Source organism: Blastococcus sp. TBT05-19 (assembly GCF_003319095.1).
Classification (GTDB): Bacteria; Actinomycetota; Actinomycetes; order Mycobacteriales; family Geodermatophilaceae; genus Blastococcus.
Genome location: NZ_QOHI01000004.1, coordinates 56,428 through 82,216, shown reverse-complemented (window position 1 = coordinate 82,216; position 25,789 = coordinate 56,428). Strand labels below are relative to the sequence as shown.

General features: G+C 74.1%; 28 protein-coding genes. 16 read left to right on the top strand and 12 right to left on the bottom strand.

The features are described from left to right. Window positions 1-30: 30 nt before the first annotated feature. Genes DQ244_RS11740 through DQ244_RS11730 form a run of 3 tightly spaced genes read left to right on the top strand, consistent with a single transcriptional unit; the run spans window position 31 to window position 3,835 of the window. Complete coding sequence (locus DQ244_RS11740) at window positions 31-1,179, top strand: Xaa-Pro peptidase family protein (protein ID WP_233491344.1); 1,149 nt, start codon at window positions 31-33, stop codon at window positions 1,177-1,179. Continuing rightward, the gene (locus tag DQ244_RS11735) at window positions 1,154-1,621 is read left to right on the top strand and encodes an Lrp/AsnC family transcriptional regulator (RefSeq protein ID WP_113811672.1); all 468 of its coding nucleotides are present in this window, start codon (window positions 1,154-1,156) and stop codon (window positions 1,619-1,621) included. Before DQ244_RS11740 ends, DQ244_RS11735 begins: the two co-directional genes overlap by 26 nt. 42 nt (window positions 1,622-1,663) lie before the next feature. Beyond that, entirely contained in the window at window positions 1,664-3,835 is a 2,172-nt protein-coding gene (locus DQ244_RS11730; protein ID WP_113811671.1) for an intein-containing Rv2578c family radical SAM protein, read from the top strand. A gap of 10 nt (window positions 3,836-3,845) precedes the next feature. On the opposite strand, the gene DQ244_RS11725 is transcribed toward DQ244_RS11730, so the two are convergent. Then, complete coding sequence (locus tag DQ244_RS11725) at window positions 3,846-4,703, bottom strand: hypothetical protein (protein WP_113811670.1); 858 nt, start codon at window positions 4,701-4,703, stop codon at window positions 3,846-3,848. A gap of 187 nt (window positions 4,704-4,890) precedes the next feature. Between DQ244_RS11725 and DQ244_RS11720 the strand changes: the two genes are divergently transcribed. Together DQ244_RS11720 and DQ244_RS11715 are read left to right on the top strand one after the other, a co-directional pair. Beyond that, the gene (locus DQ244_RS11720; RefSeq protein ID WP_113811669.1) at window positions 4,891-6,066 is read left to right on the top strand and encodes a glutamate--cysteine ligase; all 1,176 of its coding nucleotides are present in this window, start codon (window positions 4,891-4,893) and stop codon (window positions 6,064-6,066) included. Between the two features lie 114 nt (window positions 6,067-6,180). Continuing rightward, the gene (locus DQ244_RS11715; RefSeq protein ID WP_233491343.1) at window positions 6,181-6,936 is read left to right on the top strand and encodes a 1-acyl-sn-glycerol-3-phosphate acyltransferase; all 756 of its coding nucleotides are present in this window, start codon (window positions 6,181-6,183) and stop codon (window positions 6,934-6,936) included. Between the two features lie 4 nt (window positions 6,937-6,940). On the opposite strand, the gene DQ244_RS11710 is transcribed toward DQ244_RS11715, so the two are convergent. Both DQ244_RS11710 and DQ244_RS11705 read right to left on the bottom strand, forming a co-directional pair. Further along, on the bottom strand, window positions 6,941-7,468 hold the full coding sequence (locus DQ244_RS11710) for a GNAT family N-acetyltransferase (protein ID WP_113811667.1): 528 nt from the start codon (window positions 7,466-7,468) through the stop codon (window positions 6,941-6,943). Window positions 7,469-7,477: 9 nt separating this feature from the next. Next, a complete protein-coding gene (locus tag DQ244_RS11705; protein ID WP_113811666.1) occupies window positions 7,478-8,065 on the bottom strand; it encodes a dihydrofolate reductase family protein in 588 nt (195 codons plus the stop codon). A 93-nt stretch (window positions 8,066-8,158) separates the two neighbouring features. Between DQ244_RS11705 and DQ244_RS11700 the strand changes: the two genes are divergently transcribed. The 4 genes from DQ244_RS11700 (at window position 8,159) to DQ244_RS11685 (ending at window position 13,174) form a co-directional block, all read left to right on the top strand. After that, window positions 8,159-9,670 (top strand): amidohydrolase, encoded by a 1,512-nt coding sequence (locus DQ244_RS11700; protein ID WP_113811665.1) that lies wholly within the window; start codon window positions 8,159-8,161, stop codon window positions 9,668-9,670. 532 nt (window positions 9,671-10,202) lie between these two features. Then, window positions 10,203-11,849 carry an apolipoprotein N-acyltransferase gene (gene lnt / locus DQ244_RS11695; protein WP_233491342.1) on the top strand — a complete coding sequence of 549 codons (1,647 nt, stop codon included), beginning with the start codon at window positions 10,203-10,205 and terminating at the stop codon, window positions 11,847-11,849. After that, complete coding sequence (locus DQ244_RS11690) at window positions 11,846-12,607, top strand: polyprenol monophosphomannose synthase (protein WP_199580366.1); 762 nt, start codon at window positions 11,846-11,848, stop codon at window positions 12,605-12,607. Before lnt ends, DQ244_RS11690 begins: the two co-directional genes overlap by 4 nt. A 54-nt stretch (window positions 12,608-12,661) precedes the next feature. Then, entirely contained in the window at window positions 12,662-13,174 is a 513-nt protein-coding gene (locus DQ244_RS11685) for an FxsA family protein (RefSeq protein WP_113811662.1), read from the top strand. A gap of 63 nt (window positions 13,175-13,237) precedes the next feature. On the opposite strand, the gene DQ244_RS11680 is transcribed toward DQ244_RS11685, so the two are convergent. From DQ244_RS11680 to DQ244_RS11660, 5 genes are all read right to left on the bottom strand, one after another. Beyond that, entirely contained in the window at window positions 13,238-13,582 is a 345-nt protein-coding gene (locus tag DQ244_RS11680; protein ID WP_104523881.1) for an RNA polymerase-binding protein RbpA, read from the bottom strand. A gap of 191 nt (window positions 13,583-13,773) precedes the next feature. Further along, window positions 13,774-14,556: a thymidine kinase gene (locus DQ244_RS11675; RefSeq protein ID WP_233491341.1), complete on the bottom strand. Its 783-nt coding sequence runs from the start codon at window positions 14,554-14,556 to the stop codon at window positions 13,774-13,776. Continuing rightward, window positions 14,553-15,905 (bottom strand): MFS transporter, encoded by a 1,353-nt coding sequence (locus DQ244_RS11670; RefSeq protein ID WP_113811661.1) that lies wholly within the window; start codon window positions 15,903-15,905, stop codon window positions 14,553-14,555. Before DQ244_RS11670 ends, DQ244_RS11675 begins: the two co-directional genes overlap by 4 nt. 52 nt (window positions 15,906-15,957) lie before the next feature. Beyond that, the gene (locus DQ244_RS11665; RefSeq protein WP_113812010.1) at window positions 15,958-16,848 is read right to left on the bottom strand and encodes a 1-acyl-sn-glycerol-3-phosphate acyltransferase; all 891 of its coding nucleotides are present in this window, start codon (window positions 16,846-16,848) and stop codon (window positions 15,958-15,960) included. Next, on the bottom strand, window positions 16,845-17,621 hold the full coding sequence (locus DQ244_RS11660; protein WP_199580365.1) for a glycerophosphodiester phosphodiesterase: 777 nt from the start codon (window positions 17,619-17,621) through the stop codon (window positions 16,845-16,847). Before DQ244_RS11660 ends, DQ244_RS11665 begins: the two co-directional genes overlap by 4 nt. Before the next feature lie 263 nt (window positions 17,622-17,884). Between DQ244_RS11660 and DQ244_RS11655 the strand changes: the two genes are divergently transcribed. Beyond that, on the top strand, window positions 17,885-18,169 hold the full coding sequence (locus DQ244_RS11655) for a hypothetical protein (RefSeq protein ID WP_113811660.1): 285 nt from the start codon (window positions 17,885-17,887) through the stop codon (window positions 18,167-18,169). 12 nt (window positions 18,170-18,181) lie between these two features. Here DQ244_RS11655 and DQ244_RS11650 read toward each other — a convergent pair whose 3' ends face one another. Continuing rightward, window positions 18,182-18,418, bottom strand: coding sequence for a hypothetical protein (locus tag DQ244_RS11650; protein WP_113811659.1), 237 nt, complete (start codon window positions 18,416-18,418; stop codon window positions 18,182-18,184). A 594-nt stretch (window positions 18,419-19,012) separates the two neighbouring features. Between DQ244_RS11650 and DQ244_RS11645 the strand changes: the two genes are divergently transcribed. The 5 genes from DQ244_RS11645 (at window position 19,013) to DQ244_RS19665 (ending at window position 20,935) form a co-directional block, all read left to right on the top strand. Next, window positions 19,013-19,606 (top strand): hypothetical protein, encoded by a 594-nt coding sequence (locus DQ244_RS11645; RefSeq protein ID WP_113811658.1) that lies wholly within the window; start codon window positions 19,013-19,015, stop codon window positions 19,604-19,606. A gap of 55 nt (window positions 19,607-19,661) precedes the next feature. Beyond that, window positions 19,662-20,024 (top strand): VOC family protein, encoded by a 363-nt coding sequence (locus DQ244_RS11640; protein WP_113811657.1) that lies wholly within the window; start codon window positions 19,662-19,664, stop codon window positions 20,022-20,024. A 66-nt stretch (window positions 20,025-20,090) separates the two neighbouring features. Next, window positions 20,091-20,279, top strand: coding sequence for a hypothetical protein (locus DQ244_RS11635; protein WP_113811656.1), 189 nt, complete (start codon window positions 20,091-20,093; stop codon window positions 20,277-20,279). Between the two features lie 30 nt (window positions 20,280-20,309). Beyond that, window positions 20,310-20,771 carry a maleylpyruvate isomerase N-terminal domain-containing protein gene (locus DQ244_RS20265; RefSeq protein WP_113811655.1) on the top strand — a complete coding sequence of 154 codons (462 nt, stop codon included), beginning with the start codon at window positions 20,310-20,312 and terminating at the stop codon, window positions 20,769-20,771. Beyond that, window positions 20,654-20,935, top strand: a complete 282-nt coding sequence (locus DQ244_RS19665) for a hypothetical protein (protein ID WP_147251512.1) — start codon at window positions 20,654-20,656, stop codon at window positions 20,933-20,935. Before DQ244_RS20265 ends, DQ244_RS19665 begins: the two co-directional genes overlap by 118 nt. Here DQ244_RS19665 and DQ244_RS11625 read toward each other — a convergent pair. Continuing rightward, window positions 20,892-21,518 carry an antibiotic biosynthesis monooxygenase gene (locus DQ244_RS11625; RefSeq protein ID WP_113811654.1) on the bottom strand — a complete coding sequence of 209 codons (627 nt, stop codon included), beginning with the start codon at window positions 21,516-21,518 and terminating at the stop codon, window positions 20,892-20,894. The genes DQ244_RS19665 and DQ244_RS11625 overlap by 44 nt on opposite strands. A gap of 125 nt (window positions 21,519-21,643) precedes the next feature. On the opposite strand from DQ244_RS11625, the gene DQ244_RS11620 reads away from it, so the two are divergent. Beyond that, entirely contained in the window at window positions 21,644-22,348 is a 705-nt protein-coding gene (locus DQ244_RS11620) for a M50 family metallopeptidase (RefSeq protein ID WP_113811653.1), read from the top strand. Window positions 22,349-22,510: 162 nt separating this feature from the next. Here the strand turns inward: DQ244_RS11620 and DQ244_RS11615 are convergent, their stop codons facing one another. After that, window positions 22,511-24,880, bottom strand: a complete 2,370-nt coding sequence (locus tag DQ244_RS11615; RefSeq protein ID WP_113811652.1) for a glycoside hydrolase family 65 protein — start codon at window positions 24,878-24,880, stop codon at window positions 22,511-22,513. Beyond that, window positions 24,877-25,623 carry a beta-phosphoglucomutase family hydrolase gene (locus DQ244_RS11610; protein WP_113811651.1) on the bottom strand — a complete coding sequence of 249 codons (747 nt, stop codon included), beginning with the start codon at window positions 25,621-25,623 and terminating at the stop codon, window positions 24,877-24,879. Before DQ244_RS11610 ends, DQ244_RS11615 begins: the two co-directional genes overlap by 4 nt. Window positions 25,624-25,789: the final 166 nt, after the last annotated feature.

The window sequence follows — 25,789 nt, the reverse complement described above, 5'->3', positions numbered from 1 at the left end:
GAAGCCGGGGTCCCTGGCTAGTCTGCCGCTGTGACGAACCCGAGCGCGTCGGCCTCCCCGCTGGTCACCGTCGAGCGCGTGCACGCCGCGCAGGCGATCGCCGAGGAGACCGGTGTCGACCTCCTCGTCCTCACGCCCGGCGCCGACCTGCGCTACCTCTGCGGGTACGACGCGCACGCCATGGAGCGGCTGACCGCCCTGGCGGTGCCGCGCACCGGTGAGCCGTTCCTCGTGGTGCCCCGGCTCGAGGCGCCGATGGTCGACGCGAGCCCGGCCGGGGCCCTCGGCCTGGAGCTGCTCGCCTGGGACGAGACCGACGACGCCTTCGCCGTGCTGGCCTCGGCCGCGACCGCCCGCCTGGGCTCGGCGCCGTCCCGCGTGGGGGTGGGGTCGCGCACCTGGGCCGAGCACGCCCTCGGTGTGCAGCGGGCGCTGCCCGGCTCCACGCTCGAGGTGGCGAGCCCCGTCATCGACCGCCTCCGCATGGTCAAGACCCCCGCCGAGGTCGAGGAGCTGGCGCTGGCCGGTGCGGCCATCGACCGGGTGCACGCGCGCATGGGGGAGTGGCTGCGCGTCGGGCGCACCGAGGCCGAGGTCGGCGCCGACATCGCCGCCGCGATCCTCGCCGAGGGGCACGTCGGGGTGGACTTCACGATCGTCGGCTCCGGCCCCAACGGCGCCAGCCCGCACCACGAGCTCTCCGGCCGCACGGTGGAGGCCGGCGACGTCGTCGTCGTGGACATCGGCGGGGAGACGCCGACCGGCTACCGCTCCGACTGCACGCGCACCTACGTCGTCGGCGGGAGCGCCCCGGCCGAGGTCGCCGAGTGGTACGAGGTCCTGCACGCAGCCCAGCTGGCCGGCACCGCCGCGGTGCGGCCCGGTGCCACCTGCGAGCAGATCGACGCCGCCGCGCGGCAGGTCATCGACGACGCCGGCTGGGGCGAGTACTTCATCCACCGCACCGGTCACGGCATCGGCCTGGACACCCACGAGGCGCCCTACATCGTGGCGGGGAACGACCTGCCGCTCGAGTCGGGCATGGCCTTCTCCGTCGAGCCGGGCATCTACCTGCCGGGCCGGGTCGGCGCCCGCATCGAGGACATCGTGGTCTGCACCGACGACGGCGTCCGCGTCCTCAACAACGGTCCCCGTGAGCTCGTCGAACTCCCCGGCTGAGGCCGGGGCCGGCGACGTCGACCGGGCGCTGCTGGCGGCACTCGCCCGGGACGGGCGGGCGAGCTACACCGAGCTGGCCGAGAAGGTGGGGCTGTCGGTCTCCGCGGTGCACCAGCGGGTGCGCCGGCTCGAGCAGCGGGGGCTGATCACCGGCTACCGGGCCACCCTGGACGCCCGGCAGCTCGGGCTCCCGCTCACTGCGTTCGTGTCGATCACGCCGAGCGACGCGCAAACCGACGACGCACCGGCCCTGCTGGCCCACCTCGACGCCATCGAGGAGTGCCACGCGGTGGCCGGGCTGGAGAGCTACATCCTCAAGGTGCGGGTGGCCTCGCCCGACGCGCTCGAGGCCCTGCTCAAGGACATCCGGGCGGCTGCGCGTGTGACGACGCGGACCACCGTCGTCCTCTCCACGTCCTTCGAGGCGCGCCCGCCCATCTGACCGGGCTGGACATCGTCTCGAACATGTGTTCGGATCGGTGCCATGCGGTGGGACGCCCAACGGCTGGACCTCGAGGACACCTCGGCGCTGCCGGGCATGCCCAGCATCCGCGGGCTGCTGCGCAGCGTGCAGGTGCCGGAGTTCCCCGGACTGACCTTCCACGAGGTGCGGTCGCGCAGCGCGCTCAACGCGGTGCCCGGCGATTCCTCGATGCCGTTCCCGTACACGATCAATCCGTACCGGGGCTGCAGCCATGCCTGTACCTACTGCGTGTCGGGTGACACCCAGGTTCTCATGGCCGATGGAAGCCAGCGGCCGATCGCCAAGCTTCGGGTGGGCGACCACATCGTCGGCACAGCAAAGCGTGGCCAATATCGCTACTACGTCACGACGGAAGTGCTCGATCACTGGTCGACGGTGAAGCCCGCATACCAGGTGAATCTCGCTGATGGGACGGAGATCGTCGCGAGTGCGGATCACCGTTTTCTCACTGGCCGAGGGTGGAAGCATGTCATTGGGGCAATGGGCGGCCCGGGTCAGCGCCCGTATCTGACCACGAACGACAACCTGCTGGGGTTCGGCCGCACGGTCACGACGCTCGAGGTGACCGCGGACTATCGGCGGGGCTATCTGACGGGCATGGTTCGAGGAGACGCACTCCTCAAGACCTACCAGTACAACAGGCTCGGTGGCGGCGTCGGAACGGTTCACCAGTTTCGGCTGGCTCTCGTTGACGCTGAAGGGCTAGATCGCACTGCGGACTATCTCGCGCGTGAGGGTATTCCCACCACACGCTTCGAGTTCGCTAAGGCTACGGACGTCCGACAGGCGATGTCGGCGATCCGAATCCAGACGGCTACCGCCGTGCAACGCATCCGAGAGATGACTGAATGGCCGCACGAAACATCGATCGCATGGCAGCGTGGCTTCCTGGCTGGGATCTTCGATGCGGAAGGCACGCGTTCGCGACACATCCTCCGGATCACCAACACGGATCCCGAGATTCTGGCCAGGACCGAGTCTGCCCTCAGACGATTCGGCTTCGACACCGCGTTGGAGCCCCGGCGCAGGTCGAACGGACTCTGCGACATCCGAGTAAGAGGCGGTCTGGCGGAGCACATGCGCTTCGTTCATCTTGTTGATCCAGCAATTCGCCGGAAGTGCATGGTTGAAGGCGCTGCAGTCAAGAGCGGCGCCGATCTTCGTGTTCTGTCGATCGATGCATTAGGGCTTGACGTGCCGATGTACGACATCACGACCGGTACGGGCGACTTCGTGGCGAACGGTGTCATCAGCCATAACTGCTTCGCTCGCAAGACGCACGAGTGGCTCGAGTTCGACTCCGGGCAGGACTTCGACACCCAGGTCGTGGTGAAGACGAACCTGGTCGACGTGCTGCGCAAGGAGCTCGCCCGGCCGTCCTGGAAGCGGGAGCACGTCGCGCTCGGCACGAACACCGACCCCTACCAGCGGGCCGAGGGGCGCTACGAGCTGATGCCCGGCGTCATCCGGGCGCTGGCGGACTCCGGCACCCCGTTCTCCATCCTCACCAAGGGCACCCTGCTCCGCCGCGACCTCCCGTCGCTGGTCGAGGCGGCGCGGCAGGTGCCGCTCGGCCTCGGCGTCTCCATGGCCATCTGGGACGACGGGCTGCACCAGGCGCTCGAGCCCGGTGTGCCCTCGCCGCGCGCCCGGCTGGGCCTCGTGCGCGCGCTCACCGACGCCGGCCTGCCTTGCGGCGTCTTCCTCGCGCCGGTGCTGCCCGGACTCACCGATGACGAGGAGAGCCTGGACGCCGCCATCGGGGCGGTCGCCGCCGCCGGGGCCACCGGCCTCACCGTCATCCCGCTGCACCTGCGCCCCGGCGCCCGCGAGTGGTTCATGACCTGGCTCGGGACGGCGCATCCGGAACTGGTCCCGCGCTACGAGCGGATGTACGCCCGTCGCGCCTACGTCTCCGCCGAGTACCGCTCCTGGCTGGCGGCACGGGTGGCACCGCTGCTCGCCCGCCACGGGTTGGACCGGCAGTCCGGCGGCGCCGCTCGGCAGGTCGACGGTCCCCTCGCGACGGGCGTGCCGGGCGACGAGGAGGTCGGCTTCCCCGAGGGGAGCCTGCCCACCGGCGGTCTGCCCAGCGTGCGACCGCCCTGGACGACCTCGGTGGAGGAGGCGCCCGCGGACGAGGCGGCTGCCGAGCAGCTGACCCTGCTGTGACCGGCGGGGGTCAGCCCGCGAGCCGGGCCGCCCGGGCGCTCGACCGGTGCACGACACGGGTGGCCCGCACGATCCCGCGGGCCGACACCGGGGGAGCGCCGGCCGCGAGGGCCAGCCGCCGGTAGGAGTCGTAGGACAGGTCGCGGTAGACCGCCGCCAGCTCCTCGACCGCCTCGCGGCGGGACGGGGCGGCGCTCGCCCGGAGCGAGCGGATGGTGTTCCGGGCGTGCTTGGTGAAGGTGGTCTGGAGGGCCTGGGTGGAGAGCCGGCCGCCGATGCGGGAGTCCAGACCCGGACCACGGCGCAACGCGGGCAGCACCCACGGGCTCGCGGCCAGTGCCGGGAACCGGTCGCGCGCGGCCTCCCAGGCGTGCCACGCCGTCAGCGCCCCGGGGACCGCCCACTCGCCGTCGTCGGTGGAGATCAGCAGCCGCCGGGTGGTCGCCCGCACCTGGTCGCGCCGCAGCGAGCGGAACATCCCGACCGGCGCCGGCCATCCGAGCGCCAGGGCGCACCAGGCGACCGACCGCAGGTGCTCCGGGTCGTCGCCGCGCACCTGGGTGAGCGGACGGAGGTCCAGCTCCTGGGGATCGGGCTCCGGGGTGGGGGCGATCGGCAGGGCGAGGCCGCCGTAACGCGCGACCTTGCTGTACAGGGCGATGGTGGCGGGCTTCCACTCCCGGGCGCGAGCGAGCGGGTCCAGCCCCTGGGCCGCCAGGTCGTCGGGGCCGAGGTCCAGCTCCAGGGCGGCGTCGATCAGCCGGCGCCACTGGGGCTCGTAGCCGCGAGGCACCGCGATCCGAGCCCACGCCGTCGGCGGAGGAGGGGCCGGCATGTCGGGCAGCGGCTGCTGCCACGCACGGGACATGCACGAATACTACCGTTATCCCCAACAACATCGCGCATCCTCGTTGTCGTCACCTGCCGAGACAGGGGTCACGGCGCCCTCCGGGCGCCGCTGCGGCAAGGGGGACATCCCGGCGCACAGTGCTCGTCGGGGTGAGCCGGCCCGTCCGGGCCTGCGTCCGGGTCCAGCACTCGCGGATCATGGACCGGTGCGAACCGTGGGCGTCGAGGAAGAGCTGCTGGTCGTCGACGCGACCGGCGTACCGGTGCCCAAGGGTCCGGAGGCGCTCGCCGTCGCGGCGCGGGCCGGTGAGGGCGAGGACGTCGAGCAGCACGACCGCGTGGAGCACGGCGACGCGGACACCGCCGCGACCGCACACCTCATGCCCGAGCTCAAGGCGCAGCAGCTGGAGCTCGGCACCCCCGTCTGCACCACCCTGGACGAGGTCCGCCGCGAGCTGCGCCACTGGCGCGACCGCGCCGACGCCGCGGCGGCCGCCGTGGGCGCCCGGGTCGCGGCGCTCGCCACCTCGCCGGTGGACGTCGAGCCGGTGCAGACCGAGGGGGAGCGGTACGCCCGGCTCAACGAGGCCTTCGGCGTGACGGCCTGGGACGTGCTGACCTGCGGCTGCCACGTGCACGTCTCGGTGGACGACGACGAGGAGGGCGTGGCGGTCCTGAACCGGATCCGCGTGTGGCTGCCCGTCCTCACCGCCATGACCGCCAACTCGCCGTTCTGGCGCGGCCGGGACACCGCGTACTCGAGCTTCCGGTCCCAGGTCTGGCAGCGCTGGCCGTCGGCCGGCCCCAACGGCCCCTTCGCCGACGCCGACGACTACCACCGGCTCGTCGACGAGGTGCTGGCGACGGAGACGGTCCTGGACACCGGGATGGTCTACTTCGACGCCCGGCTCTCCGCGAAGTGGCCGACGGTGGAGGTCCGCACCGCCGACGTCGCCCTGCGCGTCGAGGACGCCGTCACGCTGGCCGGCGTCGTGCGGGGCCTGGTGGAGACCGCCGCCCGCGACGCCCGCGCCGGGGGAGCGGAGCCCGTGATGCGGCCCGAGGTGCTGCGGCTGGCCGCCTGGCGCGCAGGCCGCTCGGGGCTGTCCGGCGACCTGGTGCACCCGCTCACCGGCCGGCCCGCGCCCGCCGCCGACGTCCTGGGCGACCTGGTCGACCACATCCGCCCGGCCCTGGCGGACGCCGGCGACGAACGGACCGTCGACGACGGGGTCCGCGCGCTGCTGACGCGAGGCACGGGAGCGGACCTCCAGCGCCGGGTGCACCGCGAGACCGGGGACCTCACCGCCGTCGTCCGCGCGGCCGTCGCGGCGACCAGCGGCACCGACACCGATCGGGCGACCGCCGAGGCCACCGGCTAGATTCCGCGCATGTACACGGCGAGCTGGCGCGACGTGGTCCGTCCGAGACTCTTCGGGGCCTCCCCGGACCCGAGGGACAGGCCGTACCGGTCGATCATCCGGATCGCCCTCGTCGTGTTCCGCCTGTTCCGCTTCCGGTTCGACGTGCGCGGCGCGGAGCACGTGCCGGCCACCGGTGGCGCGATCATCTGCAGCAACCACGTCAGCTTCTTCGACTTCACGTTCCTGGGCCTCGGTGCGCTGCCGCAGCGCCGGCTGGTGCGCTTCATGGCGAAGAAGGCGGTGTTCGACCACGGGTTCTCCGGGCCCTTCATGCGCGCGATGCGGCACATCCCGGTCGACCGGAAGGCCGGCTCCGCCGCGTTCGAGGCCGCGGTCCGCGCGCTCAAGGACGGCGAGGTCGTCGGCGTCTTCCCCGAGGCGACGATCAGCACCAGCTTCACCGTCAAGGCCCTCAAGGCCGGCGCCGCCCGCATGGCCGTCGACTCGGGCGTCCCGATCATCCCTGCAGCCGTGTGGGGCGGGCACCGGGTGGCGACCAAGGGCCACAAGGTGGAGCTGCGCCGCGGCGTCCCGGTGACCGTCGCCCTCGGCGAACCGATCGTGGCGGAGCCGGGGGAGTCCGTCGCGACCCTCATGGCGCGCACGAAGGTGGCGATGGAGGCGCTCCTCGACGAGGCGCAGCGCACCTACCCCGACCAGCCGGCCGGCGACGAGGACCGCTGGTGGGTGCCCGCGCACCTCGGCGGCACCGCGCCCACCCTGGACGAGGCGGCGACCGCCGACGCCGTCCGGGCCGCCGGCAAGGAGGTCCGGGCGCCGAAGAAGTCGCCGCTGGAGAAGCTCACCGGCCGGCTGCGCCGCCGCTGACCGGTCACTCCACGACGGCCGGCGCCATCAGCCGGAAGGCCTCGAGCTCCACGTCGTACCAGTGGCGCATGCGGCCGAGCGGGGCCATCCCGAGCCGCCGGCACACCGCGAGCGAGCGGTCGTTCCCCGGGCGGACGACGGCGTAGACCTCGGGCAGCCCGAGCCCGAACGCCCGGTCGATGACCGCCCGGGCGGCCTCGGTGGCGTAGCCCTGCCCCCACGAGTCGGGGTGCAGGTGCCAGCCGATCTCCACCTCGCCCACGCCGTGGGGGAGCGGCTTGAGCAGCAGCGTGCCGGCGGGCACCCCGTCGGGTCGCTGCACCGCCCAGCAGCCGTGGCACCCGTCGGCCTCGTGCAGGGCGTGCCACCGGGCCACCAGCTCCGCCATCGACACCGTGGGCGGGCCACCCAGCCAGCCGGTGACCTCGTCCCGGCCGTAGAGGTCCTCGAGGCGGGCGAGGTCGGCGGGCGAGGTGCTCCACGGGCGCAGCCGCAGCCGCTCGGTGCACACCACCTCGTCCGCGCTCCCCATCGCTCAGGGCTACCGCGGCGGAGGGGTGACAAACATGTCCGACCGGCCGTACCGCAGGAGCGCGACCCCGTTGCCGAAGCTCCGGGTCTCCAGCAGCCGCAGCGAGGTGCGGCGGTCCGCGGCGGGGAACAGCGGGCGTCCGCGGCCGAGCAGCACGGGGTGGACGTAGACCCGGTACTCGTCCACCAGGTCGTGCTCGGCGAAGCTGGCCGCCAGCAGGGCTCCGCCGACGTACAGCGGCCCGGTCGCGGCGGCGGCCCGGGCGCGCTCGACCTCGGGGACGACGTCGCGGACCAGCTCGGTGCCCGGTGGTGCCTCGGCCAGCGTGCGGGAGAAGACCACCTTCGGCGTCTCCCGGAAGATGCCGGCGAACTCCCGCTCGGGCGCGGAGGCCGCCGGGTCCTCGTCGGCGGTCGGCCAGTAGGCGGACATGAGCTCGTGGTTCACCCGGCCGTCGAGGAAGGCCCCCGCGCCGCGCAGCACGTCGTTGAAGTGCTGGTGCAGCTCCTCGTCGACGAGGTGCCAGTCGAGCTCGCCGTCGGGCCCGGACATGAAGCCGTCCAGCGACACCGACATCTGCACCACGACGCTGCCCATGGGCGCGAAGGATGCCTCCTGCCGGGCGGGGAGGGAAGCGTGATCTCCTCACCCGGGCCGATCACCCCGACGGCCGCACAGGGAGGAGCCCGCATGAGCCTGCTCGTCACCGACGTCACGGTCGGCGACCGTCCCGGCCGGGCCGTGCACGTCGACGGCGGACGCATCACCTGGCTGGGTGCCGCGGCCGACGCGCCGTCCGCCGGACGGGTCGTCGCGGGGGAGGGGGCGCTGCTCACCCCGGCCTTCGTCGACGCCCACGTGCACGCGACGGCGACCGGCCTCGCGCTCACGGGTCTCGACCTCCACTCGAGCATGAGCGCTGCCGACGCCGTCGCCGCCGTCCGCAGCGCGGTGGCGGGGTCGGGGTCGGGGAACGGCATCCTCCTGGGCACCGGCTGGGACGAGACCGGCTGGCCGGAGCAGCGGGGCCTGACGCGGCAGGACCTCGACGCCGTGGTCGGCGACCGGCCCGCCTACCTCGCGCGGGTGGACGTGCACTCGGCGACGGTCTCCACCGCGCTGCTCGACCGCATCCCCGGCATCGCGGACCTGCCCGGGTTCTCACCCGACGGCCGGCTCCGGCTCGACGCCCACCACGCGGCCCGGCAGGCGGCCTACGGCGCGGTCGACGGCGTCCAGCGCCGGGCCGCCCAGCGGGCCACCCTGGACGCCGCGGCAAGGCTCGGCATCGGCAGCCTGCACGAGATGGCCGGCCCCGAGGTGTCCAGCGCCGACGACCTGCGCGAGCTGCTCGCCCTGGCCGCGGCCACCCCGGGCCCGCGCGTGCTCGGTTACTGGGGTGAGCTCTCCGAGCGCGGCGGGCTGGACCTGGTCCGCGAGCTGGGCCTGGCCGGCGCCGGGGGAGACCTGTTCTGCGACGGCGCCCTCGGCTCGCACACCGCAGCGCTCGGCACCCCCTACAGCGACCGACCCGAGACCGCGGGCCACCTCCGGTTCGACTCGGCCTCGCTGGTGGAGCACGTGCGCGCGTGCACGCTGGCCGGCGTCCAGGCGGGTTTCCACTGCATCGGCGACGCCGCCGTGGAGCAGGTCCTCGACGCGGTGGCCGTCGTCGTCGAGGAGCTGGGCGCCGCGGCCGTCCGGGCCTGCCGGCACCGGCTCGAGCACCTGGAGATGGTGTCCGACCGCGTGCTGGAGCGGATGCGCGCCTGGGACGTGGTCGCCAGCGTGCAGCCCGCCTTCGACGCGGCGTGGGGCGGCGACTCCGGGATGTACGCCGAGCGGCTCGGCGTCGAACGGGCGCTCACCTGCAACCCCTTCGCAGACCTGGCCGACGCCGGCGTCGTCCTCGCGCTGGGCAGCGACGCCCCCGTGACGCCGCTGGATCCGTGGGGCGGGGTGCATGCCGCCGTCGACCACCGGACCCCGGGCTCGGGGCTGCGGCCGTTCGACGCCTTCGACGCGGCGACCCACGCCGGCTGGTACGCCGCCCGCGCCGAGCACCCGGCCGGGCCGCTGGCCCCGGGGGCGCCGGCGGACCTGGCGCTCTGGGCGACGACGGACGGGCTGTCCCGCGTCCTGGCCGACCGGGGGCGGCCGGAGTGCCGCCTGCTGCTGGTGGACGGCGTTCCGCTCGGGTGACAGAACCGGCCTGGGGAGGGACGTCGAAGGGTAACGATCCGATCACACTCCGACTCGCAGGTCGTCCGGGTCTCGATTCCTGGGCGTGCGCTTCTTACAGTCCCTGGAGTTCCTGACCGGAAGCACCGCACCGTGCTTCCCGGTGGGCGCGTCGGACCTCCCGGTCGACGCGGTGCGGCTGCGGCCGCCCGCGACGAGCCGGACCGGGGAGGAGCGGCGGGCGCACCGGGGAGGCCGAGCGCGGGAACCCCGGCGGAGCCCACGCGGACCCGCGCCATCAGACAACGGTCGCGCCGCTCGCAGCCCGCGAGCGGCCGTCCGGCCCGAAGGCGCGCCGACCCCGTGGCGCATTCGCCGGCGCCGACCGCCAGGAGATCCGCGACCCGTGCGGGCGGCCTCGCCTACGCCCGTCCGCCTGCGAGCACGGAATGGGATGCTGGGTCGGGACCGCGCACCACCGGCGGTCCGGACCCCGCCCGAGCGGTGCGGGGACGATCCGCCCCGACGGGCGTCAGCATCCGGGAGGCAGTGCGTGCCTGCAGGCGAGAGCGGGCCGGGAACGGGCACGTTGCCACGGTCGGCCCGCGCCGGAGAGGCCGCGGCCCCGGCCGGGGAGCTGCCCGGCCGACGGGCGCCCCGCCTCCCGTGGCGCACGCTGCTGGCGATCTGCGGCGGCCTCGCCCTCGTGCTCGCCTTCCCGGGTCACAGCCTGCCCGCGCTCGCCGTCCTGGGCCCCGCGGCGCTGTCGCTGGCCGTCCGGGGGCAGCGGGCCCGCTCCGGCCTGTGGCTGGGCCTGGTGTTCGGCCTCTCCTTCTTCGTCCCGCTGCTGTCCTGGACGGGCATCTACGTCGGCCCCTTCCCGTGGCTCGCCCTCGCCGTGTTCGAGGCGCTGCACATCGCGCTCCTGGGCGCCGCCCTCGCCGCCACCTCCAGGCTCCCGCTGTGGCCGCTGTGGGGCGCCGCCCTCTGGGTCGCCGACGAGGCGCTGCGCGGCCGCTTCATCCTCGGCGGCTTCCCCTGGGGCCGGCTGGGGTTCAGCCAGACCGAGGGGCCGCTGCTGTCCCTGGCGGCCTACGGCGGCGTCCCGCTGGTCAGCTTCGCCGTCGCCCTCGTCGGCACGCTCCTCGCGGCGGCGCTCGTCGCGGCGCACCGCCTCCGGGGCGTCGACCGCGGTCCCGCGCTGCGCGGCACGGCCCTCGCCGTCGCCGCGGCGGTTGCCGTGCCGCTCGGCGGCGCCGTCGCCTGGCTGCCGCTCCCTGGCTCCTCGCTCACCGACGGCGGACCGACGTCCACCGTCGCGCTGATCCAGGGCAACGTGCCGCGGGCCGGGCTGGACTTCAACGCGCAGCGCCGTGCGGTGCTCGACAACCACGTCGAGCAGACCCTCGCCCTCGCCGACGACGTCGCCGCCGGCCGGCAGGAGCAGCCCGACGTCGTCCTCTGGCCGGAGAACAGCTCGGACATCGACCCCTACCGCAACGCCGACGCGGCCCGCCGGATCCAGCAGGCGGCCGACGCGATCGGGGCCCCGGTCCTCGTGGGGGCGGTCGTCGAGGGTCCGGGCCGGTTCGTCAGCAACACGGCGATCGTCTGGGAGCCGGAGACCGGACCGGGGGAGACCTACGTCAAGCGGCACCCCGTCCCGCTGGCGGAGTACGTGCCCGCCCGCAGCTTCTTCCGCTTCTTCAGCGAGAAGGTCGACCTGGTGCGGCGCGACTTCGCCAAGGGCTCCGAGGTGGGTGTCCTCGACGTCGGCGGCATACGGCTCGGCGACCTCATCTGCTTCGAGGTCGTCTACGACGGGCTGACCCGGGACGTCGTCGACGGCGGCGCGGGCATGATCGTCGTCCAGACGAACAACGCCACCTTCGGCTACACCGACGAGAGCGCCCAGCAGCTGGCGATGAGCCGGCTGCGTGCGGTGGAGTTCGGCCGCACGGTCGCCGTGGTGGCCACCAGCGGCATCTCCGCCGTCGTCGCCCCCGACGGCAGCGTGGCGCGGCAGTCGGAGCTGTTCACCGCCGACACCTTCGTCGAGGAGATCGCCCAGCGCGACGACGTCACGGTGGCCCAGCGCCTGGGTGCAGCCCCCGAGTGGGTGCTCACGGCCCTGGGTCTCGGGGCCTTGCTCGTCGTCGTCCGCTCCGGGCTGCTGCGCCGGCGGAGGACGACGGCGTGACCGACCGGGTGCTGGTGATCATCCCGACCTACAACGAGGCGGAGAACGTCGAGCGGATCCTCGCCCGGCTGCACGCCAGCGTCCCCGAGGCGCACGCGCTGGTGGTCGACGACGGCTCGCCCGACGGCACCGGCGCGCTCGCCGACGCCGTCGCCGCCCGCGACCCGCGGGTGCACGTGCTGCACCGGACCGCGAAGGCCGGGCTCGGTGCGGCCTACGTGGCCGGGTTCCGCTGGGCCCGGGAGCGGGGCTACGACGTCCTGGTCGAGATGGACGCCGACGGCTCGCACCCGCCCGAGCAGCTGCCCGACCTGCTGGCCGCCCTGGAGCACGCCGACCTGGTCCTGGGCTCCCGGTACGTCGACGGCGGCCGGGTCGAGGACTGGCCTGTGCACCGGCTGCTGCTCTCGCGCGTGGGGAACGGCTACACCCGGTGGGCGCTGCGCCTCCCGCTGCGCGACGCGACCGGTGGGTTCCGGGCCGCACGGGCCGAGCTGATCGACCGGCTGCCCTTCGACGAGGTGTCCAGCGCCGGCTACTGCTTCCAGGTGGACTGGGCCTGGCGGGCGCTGCGCGCGGGCGCCCGGGTCGTGGAGGTGCCGATCACGTTCACCGAACGGGAGCACGGCCGGAGCAAGATGAGCGGCTCGATCGTTGGAGAGGCGTGGGTGCGCGTGACCGTCTGGGGTGTCCAGGACCGGCTCGCGGGCCTGCTGCCCGGCCGGGTGCGGCCGCCGATGCCCGGTCGGGCCGACTGACCGGTCGCGGCGGACGGCCGCCGACGGGCGCGAGGACCGGAAGGGGAGACCGACGTGGCTGATCTGGTGCGCCGGCGGCTGAAGCTCGTGGTGGGGCTGACCGCCCTGGCGGAGCTGGTCGTGTTCGTGGCCGTGGCCGCCTGGATCGGAGCGGGGTGGACGATCCTGGCCACCCTGGCCACCAGTGCGCTGGGCGTGCTGCTGCTGACCCGTCAGGGCTCGCGCGCGCTGGCCGACCTGCGGGAGCGGGCACGGAGCCGGACCCACCCGGGCACCGAGCTGGGCAACGCCGGGCTCGTCGCCGCCGGCGGCCTGCTCATGGTGCTGCCCGGCTTCATCGGCGACCTCGTGGGGCTGCTCTGCCTCCTGCCGGGCACCCGCGGGCTCGTGCGCCGGGCGCTCGGGGGCATCGTGCTGTCGCGGCTGCCCGACCGCCTGCGCGGCCCGGTGCACGTGCGCAGCACCCGCACACCCGGGGTGGGGGAGCGGCCGGCGCCGCAGCGCGGCGAGCCGCTGGTCATCGAGGGCGAGGTCCTGCGGGACGCCGGCGGTCGTCCCGCTCCCTGACCTGCGGACGCAGAACGGCCCCGGTGGAGAGTTTCCACCGGGGCCGTTCTGCAGTACCTCGGACTAGCTGGCGCGGGTCCGCCGGCCGCGGAGCACCTCGAGGCGCTCGGCAAGGACCTCCTCGAGGTCCTCGACGCTGCGACGCTCGAGCAGCATGTCCCAGTGGGTCCGCGGGGGCTTCACCTTCTTGGGAGCCGGCTCGGTCCCACCGATGAGCTTGGCCGCGGAACCGTCGAACTTGCACTCCCACGTGTCGGGGAGCTCGGCGTCGTCCGCGAACGGCACCGTGAACAGGTGGCCGGAGGCGCACCGGTACTCGGCGTACTGCCGCTCGATCGGCGCCGTGTTGCGCTCGGTCTCGTAGCTGACGCTGCCCAGTCGGCTGCCGCGCAAGGAACGCTCACCCATGGCACACCGTCCTCTCGTCTTGAATCGGTAGGGACTCGACGTCCGTTCGCCCGGGGCCTTACCCAGGGAACGGGGAGTCAGAGAGATAAACGACGAAAAAGGCGAAGAGATTCCGCCGAATCGGCTGCTCATCATCGCATGGGGTCAGATCCGGAGCGTCACCGCCCCCCGACGGGGTGACATCGGCGACCTCAGGGGAGGGCGAGCTGCCCCGGGCCGGCCGCCGTGGGGCCCAGTTCGCCCCGCACGTGGTGCCGCCGGCACAGCACCTGGTACCGGACGGCGGGGGTGTCGCCGCCCTCTCCGGGCAGCTCCGGGGGAGCGGTGTCGGCCACGACGACGGTCGCTCCCGAGCGCACCATCACGCCGTCGACCACCCGGGCGTTGAGCAGCCCGGGCAGCCCGCACCAGCACAGCACCTCGACCTGGATCCGCTGCACGTCGTCGCAGACCTCGAGCAGCCGCTGCGTGCCCGGGAACAGCCGGGCGCGGAAGTCCGTGGTCAGCCCGAACGCGTAGACGTCGACGTGCGACTCGTCCACGAGCTCGGCCAGCTGGTCGACCTGCCCGGGGGAGAGGAACTGCGCCTCGTCGACGATCAGGTAGTCCACCCGGTGGCCGTCGGCCCAGCGGTCGCGCACCAGCAGCCGCAGGTCGGTGTCGGTGGAGATCTCGACGGCCGCCCGGCACAGGCCCACCCGCGAGCTGATCTGCGGGGCCGCGGACCGGTCGCCCTGGGTCACCAGCAGGCCGTGCCGGCCCTGCCGGCTCTGGTTGTGGTCGACCTGGAGGGCGAGGGTGGACTTGCCGCAGTCCATCGGCCCGTGGAAGAACCGCAGGTGCGCCGGCGCCGGGTGCCGACGACGGTCACCCGACGCCGGGACCACCGCGGGGTGCGGGTGCTGGGGGAGGGGAGCGGAGCCGCTGCCCCGCTCGACGAGGGCGACGGTCTCCTCGGTCCCGGCGGCGGTCACAGCTTCTCCGGCGGGGTGTTCCCGGCCGCGAGGACCGCCCGGCGCATCGGCAGGGCCGCCAGCGCGATGAAGCCGGCCACGAAGAAGAACACCAGGCTGAAGATGGCCAGCCGGTAGGAGTCGGTGAGCTGGTAGGTCAGGCCGAACGCCAGCGGCCCCAGCCAGCTCGTCCCGCGGTCGCTGATCTCGTAGAAGCCGTAGTACTCGGCCTCCTTGCCCGCGGGGATCAGCTGGCTGAACAGCGAGCGCGACAGCGCCTGGGTGCCGCCCTGCACCAGGCCGATCACCGCGGCGAGCGCGTAGAACTGCGCCGCGGCGCCCTCCTCCAGGAAGAAGGCGGCACCGATGACGCCGATCCACGCGACCAGGGCGCCGAGGACGACCCGCTTGGCCCCGTAGCGGCCCGCGAGCCGGCCCAGACCGAGCGCGCCCGCGATCGCGACCACCTGGACCATGAGGATGGCACCGGTGAGCACCGACTGCTCCAGCCCGAGCTCCTCGGTGGCGTACACCGCCGACAGCGAGATCACCGTCTGGACGCCGTCGTTGAAGAGCAGGTAGGCGCCGAGGAACCACAGCGTCAGCGGGAAGGCGCGCATCTCGCGGAAGGTCGTGGCCAGCTGCCGGAAGCTGCTGCCCGACCGCACGGCGGACGCGGCGACCGGCCGGTTGCGCAGCCGGGACACCGTGAAGACGGTGAAGGCGCCCCACCACAGGCCCGCCGTCGCCAGGCAGATCCGCACCGCCTCGCCCGTGGTCAGGCCCAGCGACTCGGCGCTCAGCACCAGGCCCAGGTGCACGGCCAGCAGCAGCGCTCCGCCGACGTAGCCGAAGGCCCAGCCGCGGCTGGACACCATGTCGCGCTCGTCGGGGCCGGCGAGGTCGGGCAGCCAGGAGTAGTAGACGACCGTGGCGGCGCCGAAGCTGATGTTGGCGACGACGAAGAGCGCCGCCGCGAGCAGCCAGCGCCCGTCGCCGGCGAAGTACAGGCAGGTGGTCGCGAGCGCGCCGAGCGCGGCGAAGCCGGCGAGCATCTCCCGCTTCCGGCCGGTGCGGTCGGCGATGGCGCCGGTGAGGGGCAGCACGAGCACCTGGAGGACGACCGACGCGGACAGCACGTAGGAGAACCAGCTGCCCGCAGCGATGGACAGGCCGAGGAACGACAGCCGCTCGTCAGGGCCTGCGGCGTCCTCGGCGATCGCCGTCAGGTACGGCCCCAGGAAGACGGTGGTCACCGAGGTGTTGAAGACCGACATGGCCCAGTCGTAGGAGTACCAGCCGAACCGCTCGCGCTTGAGCGCGCGGTCGACCGGCGGCACCGACGGGGTGGCGGGCGGGGCTGAGGTCACCGCGGCAGATTTCCAGCCCGGCCGCGAGCGGTCCAGCACCGCGCCGACGTCGTCACGGGATGTCCTCCGGCACGACGCCTCCGGGGAAGGCGGCGACGGCGGTGGTGGGCCGGGTCGGGTCGACGAAGGCCGGCCCGTCGAGCTCGCCGGCGCGCAGCGGCCGCAGCCCGCGGGTCAGCGCCGCCGCGATGCGCATGCGGGCCCGGTTGGCGTCGCCGACCCGGCCCATCTGCAGGTCGTCGAAGTGCACCGGGGGACCGACGTGCACCCTGAGCCGCGGCCGCCGGACCAGGGCCCGGAGCAGGGTGCGCAGCTTGCCCCGGTCGTTGCCGTACTGCAGCACCTCGTGCGCGCCCCACTGGCTGACCGGGATGACCGGCACGCGCAGGCCCAGCGCCAGGCGGGCCATGCCGGTCCGCCCGCGCTCGGGCCAGAAGTCGGGGGCCAGGCCGACCCGCCCCTCGGGATAGGCGACGACGTGACCGCCGTGCACCAGCGCCACCTCGGTGACGCGCACGGCGTGCCGGGCGAGCTCCGTGCCCCGCTCGACGCGGATGGCCCCGGTGCGCTCCAGCAGCGGCCCGGCCACGGGGGCGGAGATGATGCCGCCGGTGGCCATGATCCGCGGCATCACGCCGACCCGGTGCAGGGCGACGGCGACGACGAACGGGTCGAAGTCGCCGATGTGGTTCGCGGCCAGGAGCAGGGGTCCGCGGCGCAGCTCCTCGGGGATGCTCCCGGTCACCTCCACCCGGCCGAAGATGCTCACCAGCCAGGAGAACCGGCGCAGGACGAACCGCCAGAACCACCAGGGCGGCGCGACGGCGATGGCCAGCTCCCGCGCGAACCACTCGGGGTCGTCGGGCCGCACCAGCGCGGCGAGGTCCTCCGGCAGGGGAGGGGTGCCCGGACGCCAGCTCCGCAGCCGCTCGCCCAGGGTCATCGGCCCGACCACTGGCCGCGCTTCTCCAGCACCTCGCGGAGCATGGCGGGGCGGTCGGTCATGATGCCGTCGACGCCCAGGTCCAGCATCGCCTCGGCCTCCGCCGGGTCGTCGACGGTCCAGACGTGCACCTGCAGACCGCGGGCGTGCGCGGCGGCCACGAACCGCTCGTCGACCAGGGCTCGGCCGCCCAGCTGCAGCGGGACCTGCGCGCAGCCGGCCTGGATGCGGACCAGCCCGGCGGCCCGGGGCGAGTAGGAGGAGAGCCGGAGCGCGGCGACGCCCCGCGGCCCCAGGGAGGTGCACACCGACGGACCGAACAGCCGGCGGGCGGCGGCGATGCGGGCGTCGGAGAAGGACCCGAGGCAGATGCGGTCGGCCACCCCCATGCGCCGGACGAGCCGCACGAGCGGGGCGAGCACGCCAGCAGCCTTGATGTCGAGGTTGAACCGCACGTCGGGCCAGGCCGCCAGCAGGTCCTCCAGGCGGACGATGGGCTCGCGCCCGCCGATCCGGGCCTCGCCGATCTGCGCCCGGGTCAGCGCGTCGATCCGGCCGGACTGGCCGGTCACGCGCTCGAGCGTCGGGTCGTGGAAGGCGATCAGGTCGCCGTCCGCGGTCACCTGGACGTCGGTCTCCAGGTACCGGTAGCCCAGGTCCACGCAGGCCTGGAAGGCCGGCATGGTGTTCTCCAGGTGCTCGATCGCCCCGCCGCGGTGGGCCATGGCCAGCGGCGTCGGTGCGTCGAGGTAGGCGAACCGCGCGGGGAGCACGCGTCCACGCTAGTGGGGCGCCCCGGCGACGCTGCAGGACCCCGGCCGGCCGGTGGCGGGAGGGGTCACCGGGTCGCTCCGCACACCGGTCAGGGCGTGTCACGCGGCTCTGTCGGCAGCGGCGTCTACCGTCCCGAGGCGTGGCACAGCAGCACGCGTCCGGCAGCACGACCACCCTTCCCGTCGCTCCGCTCCCCAGCCGGGGGAGCGGTGAGCCGCGACGCTGCGGGTGGTGCCGCCGCGTCCTGCCCGAGCAGGGCACGGTGGGGCGCCCGAGGCTGTACTGCGGTCAGGCGTGCCGTCAGCGGGCCTACGAGCAGCGGTCGGCGACCCAGAAGGCCGGGCTGCCCGGTGACGTCGTCCTCGTCTCCCGCGCCGATCTCGACGGGTTGCAGGACCGGCTGTACCAGCTGCGCTGCGCACTGGAGGACGTGCAGACCATGCTCACGGAGAAGCCCACGAAGGCCGAGCTCGAGCGCTCGCTGGCCGACCTGGTGCGTTCCACCGGCCGGCTCGACCGGCTGTGGGTCACCGAGCGCTCGAGCTAGCTGCTCCGGGGGTCAGTCCGGGTCCTGGTCGTCCTCGTCGCCGTCCCCGCCTTCGGTGTCCGGCTGGCTGTTGTCGGGCAGGTTGCCCTGCTCCTCGCTGCCCGGATCGTTGCCGCCGGTGTTCTCGCTGTCGTCGGTCGTCCCGTCGTTCTGGTCCTGCCCCGCGGCCTGGCAGGCGGTCATCGTGGCGCCGCCACCGAAGAGCGCCAGAGCGGTGAACAGCGCGGCGAGCGGTCGTCTGATGTGCATGCCTCGACCCTACGAACACCAGCCGCCCGGCGCCCGTCGAGCCGCCTACACCCTGGTAATTACGTCACCGTTACGTAATTACCAGGGTGTAGGCGGACGGGGAGAGGGGTGGACCCGAGCGGCCGACGGGGCTCGGGCGGGCGACAGGCGCACGATCGAGACGCCCGATGGCTGCATCAAGATCAACAGAGATCACGATCGACGACGGGGGAGTCGGGCGGGGGTCGGCAGGCCGGGATCCGGACCAGCCGAGCGTCGCCGGCCGCGCGGCGCGGGCCGGCGACCACGGCGAGTGTGACCTGTCGACCGACCACCGGCCTGCCGAGCGACGTGGACCGCCGACGTCGCACGGCGACGGGCGTCGCGGTGCAGGATCTCGGCGATAGCGAGCTGGTCATGGCGAGCTGGTCGGCAAGATCATCAACCCCTCTCGGCCCGCCTGGATGTCACGCCGATAATCGACGTTATGTCAACTCATCTGGAGAGGAGCCGGGACACGGCCGCGCAGGGCACTCCCTCTCTCTCGGCAGGGACCGCCGGCGTGGACACCGCCCCGACCGGCTGGTCACCGGGCGGCCGGGAGACGATGACGGCATGCCTGTCGCCTGGACGCACGTCGGCCGCTTCTGGACCAACGGTGAGCCGTTCCTGGCCCTGGACGAGACCTTGCTGCCGGAGTGGCGCGGGATGTCCGGCCAGGCCTACGAGGCGCTCGTCCCCCGGCTGGACTACGAGCTCACTGGCGTCCCGGTCGGCAGCGGGACCGCGGCGATCGTCCTCACCGACCCGGAGATCGGCGACGAAGGCTGGCTCGAGGTCTTCCGCGCCGACGACGGCAGCGTCGCCGTCGTCCAGGCGAACGCCGACGACTACCGCGGGACGCTGGAGCTCGCCCTGCGCTTCCCGGTCACCGGTGATCAGGCCGGCGATCCCGTCGCGGTGCCCAGCGGCCGGCTGGCCTTCATCAGCGCGGCCCTCGACGGCACCGGCGACGACGGCGCGCTGCTGATGCCCGAGTCCCCCGGGCCGACGCCGCACACCGACGACCTGGACGACGACGTCCTCGACCCGGGCAGCCCGCTGCTCGTCGTCCCGCCGGGCACCTTCGGGCTGTCGGTGCTCTGGCGCACCGAGCTCGCCGAGGACGCCGCGTTCGCCCGGTGGCTGTTCACCCGCACCGACCGCTGACTTTCGTCACAGGCGGCGGTCCTACCCACAGCCGCCCATCTCCCCCGGAGGTCCCGTGCCCGGCACCGTCAGCGCGATCGTCGTCACGCCCGACATCGAGCGCCTGCGCGCGTTCTACGTCGGCCTGCTCGACGCCGCCGAGGAGGAGCGCGTCCCCGCGGAGGGGCCGCTGTTCTACCTCGGCCTGGGCATCGGCGACTCCCGGCTCGGGCTCGTCGCCGACGCCGACGTGACGGCCGGGTCGCCGGGGCGCGTGCTGCTGAGCATCGAGGTGCCCGACGTCGACGCGCTGCTCCCCCGCGTCCGCGAACTCGGCGGCTCGGCGCCGGCGCCGTCGAACGACATGCCGTGGGGTCAGCGGGTCGCGCACGTCTCCGATCCCGACGGCAACGCGCTCAACCTGACGCAGCAGCTGTGACCGGTTCGCCGGTTCCCCCGCAGGTCCACGGGTAGCGGTCGGGGAACGCCCGACCGAGGAGGAGACATGACCGAGCAGCGCCCCGACACCGACGAGCAGGACGAGCCCGGCGGCACGCCGTCCCCCAGCCCGGACAACCTCACCGATCGCCCCCTCTCCCCCGGCGACGACGGCTCGGCGAAGGCCGTGCCCGGTGCCTACCAGGCCGACGAGGACGAGCAGGAGCGCGGCAAGGCCGTCAAGCCGGGCAACTGAGGGCCCGCTCCCCCGCGCTGCTCGGGCAGGATGCGGGCCGTGGACACGTTCGCGCACATCGCCGACGAGCGACGCGGGCTGGCCGCGCTGCTGTCAGGGCTGACCGACGAGCAGCAGGTGACGCAGAGCCTGTGCAGCGCGTGGACCGTGCACGACGTGGTCGCGCACCTCGTCGTGCCCCTGGAGGTGAGCACCCCGCGGTTCGTGCTGGCGATGCTCGCCTGCCGCGGCAACTTCGACCGGGCCAACGTCCGGGTGGCTCGCGAGCAGGCGCGGCGGCCCTTCGGCGAGCTCCTCGACGTGCTGGACGGAAGGCCGGCTCGCGGTTCACCCCGCCCGGGTCGGGCCCCGAGGCGCCGCTCACCGATCTGCTGGTGCACGGCCTGGACATCCGCCTGCCGCTGGGCCTGCCGCGCGAGATCCCCGAGGAGCGCCTGCGCACGTCGCTGGCCTTCGTTGCCTCCGGCGGCTTCGGCAGCAAGCGCACGGTGAGCGGGCTCCGGTTCGAGGCCGACGACCTCGACTGGGCCGCCGGCAGCGGCTCCGTCGTCCGCGGCGGCGCCGAGGCGCTGCTGCTGGCCATGACCGGACGCAGCGTCGCGCTCGACCGGCTCAGCGGCGGCGGCGTCCCGACCCTGCGGAGCCGGCTGACCTGAGCCGTCCGGCGCCCTGCAGCCACCACGCCAGTCGCGCGGTGATCCACGGCAGCACCACGAAGACCATGAGCGGCGTGAGGACCGCGGTCATCACGAGCACGCGCAGCACGACGTGGACGTCGGCCATGGCCGCGCCGAGGGTCACGGTGGCGAGCAGGTTCATCGGGAAGAAGACCAGCCAGATCGTGATCGACTGCTTCCACCGGGGCGGCGCGCTCGCCGGCACGGCGCTGACCTCCTCGGCAACCGGAGCGTCGAACCAGCCCTCGATGCCGGTGCGGCGCTCGGTCCGGGTGATCTCGGCCAGCCCCTGGGCCGACCGCAGCCACCACTGACGCTCCGCGGACGCCTCCCAGCCGGCCAGGGCCGTGTGGTCGGCGAAGCGGGCGAGCATGTGCCACTCGTCGGCGTCGCGGCGGGAGCGCACCCAGCCGCCGCCGAGGAACCCGGGGAAGCTCTCGGCCATGCTGAGACCGGCGCGGATCCACGCCGTCATCTCGCGCGCGTGCGCCGGGTCGGCGCGCCGCGTGAAGGACACCGTCACCGGGAGGTCGTCCCGGAGCACGGCGGTGGACGTCGTCATCCCCCAAGCATCGGGCCTCTCCCCCGGGTACGGGTCCCCCGAGCCGGTGTGAGTCGCGCCTCCGTCCCCGCCGACACGGTTCCGCTCCCCCGGTCCTGCCAGGCCGGTGCGGTTGACTGCGCGGCGTGGAGCTCCTCGGCCGGTTCTGGGCGCGCGTCACCGCGACGGTCCCGGACCTGTCGACGACGGTGCTGCTGGCCACGGCCGCCGCCGCCGCGCTCCTGGTCCTCTCCCCCGCCCTGTGGCGCCCGGCCCGCAACGTCGTGACCATCGCGCACGAGGGCGCCCACGGTCTCGTGGCGCTCGCCGCCGGCCGGCGCCTGGCCGGCATCCGGCTGCACTCCGACACCTCCGGCCTGACCGTCTCCGCCGGGCGGCCGACCGGGCTCGGCATGGTGCTGACCTGCGCCGCCGGCTACACCGGACCGGCGCTGTTCGGCCTGGGCGCCGCCGCGCTGCTCGCGGCCGGGCACGCCGTGGGCCTGCTCTGGGCGCTGCTGGTCCTGCTGGCGCTGCTGCTGGTCCAGATCCGCAACTGGTACGGGTTGTGGTCGGTGCTCGTCACCGGCGGCATCGTCTTCGCGGCCACCTGGTGGCTCCCCCCGGACGGGCAGGCCGCCTTCGCCGCGCTGGCCACCTGGTTCCTGCTGCTCGCCGCTCCCCGCGCCGTCCTGGAGCTGCAGACCGCGCGCCGTCGTCGCTCGGCGTCGGACTCCGACGCCGACCAGCTGGCCCGGCTCACCCGCCTGCCGGCGCTCTTCTGGGTGGGGTTCTTCCTGCTCGTCGACGTCGGTGCCCTCGTCCTGGGCGCGAGGTGGCTGCTCGGCTGAACCACCGGTTGTGTCGGCTCGGTGTTGGGGATAACGGTCGTACCACCGGCGTGCCCGGACGACCGCGCCCCGCTGTGCGGGTCCTCCTCGTGCCCTGGCAGTCCTGCAGGACCGGCACAGCTCGAGGAACACCCGCAGAGCGCGCCCCGCGCCCCGAGGGGGTCAGCGGCCGGAGCGGGACCGCCGGCGCGGCTCGCGACCGGGCGGCTGCGACACCGGCTCGACCGCGGGCGGCGGCGGCACCTCGAGCACGAGGTCGGCGTGGTCGATCGTCACCTGCCGGCCGTGGTGGCGGATGGTCAGCGCGTCGCCGTCGACCAGCCGGTAGGTGGCCCGGTCCTGCTCGACGGTGACGGTGAGCTTGCGTCCGCGGTAGACGACCCGGAAGCGCAGCCGGGTGAGCCTCTCCGGGAGCCGCGGCGCGAAGGTCAGCTCCCCCTCGTGGTCCCGGAGCCCACCGAAACCGGCGACGGCGACGGTCCACCCACCGGCCAGCGAGGCGATGTGCAGCCCGTGGCCGGAGTTGTGGTGCAGGTTCTGGATGTCGGTGAGCGCAGCCTCGGCCCAGTACTGGAGGGCGAGCTCCAGGTGACCGGTCTCGGCCGCCATGACGGCCTGCTGGGTGGCCGACAGCGACGAGTCGCGCGTGGTGCGGGGCTCGTAGTAGGCGAAGTCGGCGATCTTCTCCTCGAGGGTGAACGCGTCGCCGCGCAGGTGCAGCGCCATGACCAGGTCGGCCTGCTTCACCACCTGCTTGCGGTAGATCTCGAAGTACGGGTAGTGCAGCAGCAGCGGGTACTTCTCGCGCGGCGTGCCCGCGAAGTCCCACTCCTCGTGGTGGGTGAACCCGTCGGACTGCATGTGCACGCCGCGCTGGGTGTCGTAGGGCACGGCCATGAGGGATGCCGCCCGCAGCCACTCCTCCACCTCGTCGTCGGTGATCCCGAGGCGGGCGGCCACCTCGGGCTGCCGGCCCACCGCCGCGGCCGCCTCGCGCAGGTTCCGCTGCGCCATGAGGTTCGTGTAGACGTTGTTGTCCACCACGGCGGTGTACTCGTCCGGCCCGGTGACCCCGTCGATGCGGAAGCCGTGCTCGGCGTCGAAGTGGCCCAGGGACGCCCACAGCCGCGCCGTCTCCAGCAGCAGCTCCGCGCCGTAGTCGCGGTCGAAGGACTCGTCCAGCGTGGCGGAGTGGTAGCGGATGACGGCGTCGGCGATGTCGGCGTTGATGTGGAAGGCCGCCGTCCCCGCCGGCCAGTAGCCCGACGTCTCCTCGCCCCGGATGGTCCGCCACGGGAACGCCGCCCCGCGCAGCCCGAGCACCCGCGCCCGGTCGCGCGCCAGGCCGAGGGTCGAGTGCCGCCAGAGCAGCGCGTCGCGGACCGCCTGCGGCGCGGTGTAGGTGAGCACCGGCAGCACGTAGGTCTCGGTGTCCCAGAAGGTGTGCCCGTCGTACCCGGGCCCGGTCAGCCCCTTGGCCGGGATGGCCTGCCGCTCGGCGCGCAGCCCCGCCTGCAGGACGTGGAACATGCCCACCCGCACGGCCTGCTGCAGCTCGTCGTCGCCCTCGATCTCGACGTCGGCCTCGTCCCAGTGCTGGGCGAGGAGCTCCCGCTGCTCGCGCAGCAGCCGGTCGAACCCGGCCAACTTGGCGGTGGACAGCGCCGCCTCCACCTGGTCGCGCAGCGCCGGGGCCGAGCGGCGGGAGGACCAGCCGTAGGCCAGGAACTTCACGAGGGTGAGGGAGCCGCCGGGCGGGATGCGGGCGGCCAGCGAGTAGCGGGCGAGGTCGCCGACGGCCTCGACGTCCTCGGTGCAGCTGTCGGGGACCTCGATGACGTGGTCCATGCCGGCGGCCACCCGCAGCCTGCTCCGCTTGGTGTGGTGCACCAGCACCGCCTTGCGGCCCCGCGCGGCGGCCAGCTCGCACTGCAGGGGGTGGGCCAGGGCCGCGGCGGCGCGCGGGTCGTCCTCCTCCCCCGCCGGGATGCCGTCGTCGTTGGCCAGCAGGTCCGACTGCAGGGCGACGTAGAGGTCACCGAGGTCGTCGACCACCTCGACCTTGTACTCGACGGCGGCGATGGAGCGGCGCACCAGCGACACCAGCCGGGTGCTGGTCACCCGCACCGTCCGGCCACCCGGCGAGCGCCACTCCGTGGCCCGGCGCAGCACCCCGGCCTTGAGGTCCAGCGTCCGCTGGTGGTCGATGATCTCGCCGTAGGTGAGGTCCAGCGGTGAGTCGTTGACCAGGAGCCGGATGAGCTTGCCGTCGGTCACGTTGACGACGGTCTGGCCCATCTCGGGGAACCCGTAGCCGGCCTCGGCGTAGGGCAGCGGCCTCTCCTCGAAGAACCCGTTGAGGTAGGTGCCGGGCACGGCGACCGGCTCGCCCTCCTCGAACGAGCCCCGCATGCCGATGTGCCCGTTGGCCAGGGCGAACACCGACTCGTGCACGCCGAGGGAGCCGTGGTCCAGGCCCACCTCGGTCAGCGCCCAGGGCTCGACCGGGAAGACCGCGCGGCCCTCGGTCACGACCCGTCGCCCAGCAGCCGGTCCAGGTCCGGGACGACGACGTCGGCGCCCGAGGAGGCCAGCTCGTCGGCCTGACCCACCCGGTCGACGCCGACGACGAACGCGAAGCCGCCGGCCCGTCCGGCGGCCACGCCGGCCAGCGCGTCCTCGAACACCACCGCCTCGTGCGGCTGCACGCCCAGGGCGCGGGCGCCGGCGAGGAAGGTGTCGGGAGCGGGCTTGCCGCGCAGCCCCTCGCGCGCGGCTACGACGCCGTCGACGCGGGTGTCGATCAGGTCGGCGAACCCACCGGCGGCCACCACCTGCTCGCCGTTCGCCGAGGCCGTCACCACCGCGGTCGCCAGGCCCGCCTCCTTCACCGCGCGCAGGTAGCGGACCGAGCCCTCGTAGACCTCGACGCCGTGCTCGTCGAGCTCGCGCAGCACCAGCTCGTTCTTGCGGGTCGCGATGCCCTGCACCGTCCGGGCGTCCGGGCCGTCCCCGGCCGATCCCTCCGGCACGTCGAGACCGCGCCCGGCGAGGAAGTCGCGGACCCCGTCGGCCCGGGGCTTGCCGTCGACGTAGCGGTTGTAGTCCTCCTGCGAGAACTCGGGCAGCGCCGGGTCCGTGGCGCGCAGGAACTCGTCGAAGGTGCGCTTCCAGGCCGCCATGTGCACGGTGGCGGTCCGGGTCAGGACGCCGTCGAGGTCGAAGAGGCAGGCCCGGACGCCGTCCGGCAGTCCGAGCGCTCGCGGAGTGGCCACGGCGCGACGCTACCGGCGGACGGCGTCGTGCACGTGTCGGAGCGGCGGCGACCGCCTTCCGGCGACGGCGACGCCGACGCGCGGCTCCCCCCGGCGCTGCCTAGGGTCGCTCCGGGGACGTGACCCGCAGCAGGGCGGGCGACCCCCAGCGACCGACGGAGGACTC

What these genes read in the sequence shown, in the direction of transcription:
- DQ244_RS11730 (WP_113811671.1), top strand. Translation starts at nt 1,664, where the DNA reads ATGCGGTGGGACGCCCAACGGCTGGACCTCGAGGACACCTCGGCGCTG.
- DQ244_RS11725 (WP_113811670.1), bottom strand. Translation starts at nt 4,703, where the DNA reads ATGTCCCGTGCGTGGCAGCAGCCGCTGCCCGACATGCCGGCCCCTCCT.
- DQ244_RS11710 (WP_113811667.1), bottom strand. Translation starts at nt 7,468, where the DNA reads ATGGGGAGCGCGGACGAGGTGGTGTGCACCGAGCGGCTGCGGCTGCGC.
- DQ244_RS11705 (WP_113811666.1), bottom strand. Translation starts at nt 8,065, where the DNA reads ATGGGCAGCGTCGTGGTGCAGATGTCGGTGTCGCTGGACGGCTTCATG.
- DQ244_RS11700 (WP_113811665.1), top strand. Translation starts at nt 8,159, where the DNA reads ATGAGCCTGCTCGTCACCGACGTCACGGTCGGCGACCGTCCCGGCCGG.
- DQ244_RS11680 (WP_104523881.1), bottom strand. Translation starts at nt 13,582, where the DNA reads ATGGGTGAGCGTTCCTTGCGCGGCAGCCGACTGGGCAGCGTCAGCTAC.
- DQ244_RS11665 (WP_113812010.1), bottom strand. Translation starts at nt 16,848, where the DNA reads ATGACCCTGGGCGAGCGGCTGCGGAGCTGGCGTCCGGGCACCCCTCCC.
- DQ244_RS11650 (WP_113811659.1), bottom strand. Translation starts at nt 18,418, where the DNA reads ATGCACATCAGACGACCGCTCGCCGCGCTGTTCACCGCTCTGGCGCTC.
- DQ244_RS11645 (WP_113811658.1), top strand. Translation starts at nt 19,013, where the DNA reads ATGCCTGTCGCCTGGACGCACGTCGGCCGCTTCTGGACCAACGGTGAG.
- DQ244_RS11635 (WP_113811656.1), top strand. Translation starts at nt 20,091, where the DNA reads ATGACCGAGCAGCGCCCCGACACCGACGAGCAGGACGAGCCCGGCGGC.
- DQ244_RS20265 (WP_113811655.1), top strand. Translation starts at nt 20,310, where the DNA reads ATGCGGGCCGTGGACACGTTCGCGCACATCGCCGACGAGCGACGCGGG.
- DQ244_RS11625 (WP_113811654.1), bottom strand. Translation starts at nt 21,518, where the DNA reads ATGACGACGTCCACCGCCGTGCTCCGGGACGACCTCCCGGTGACGGTG.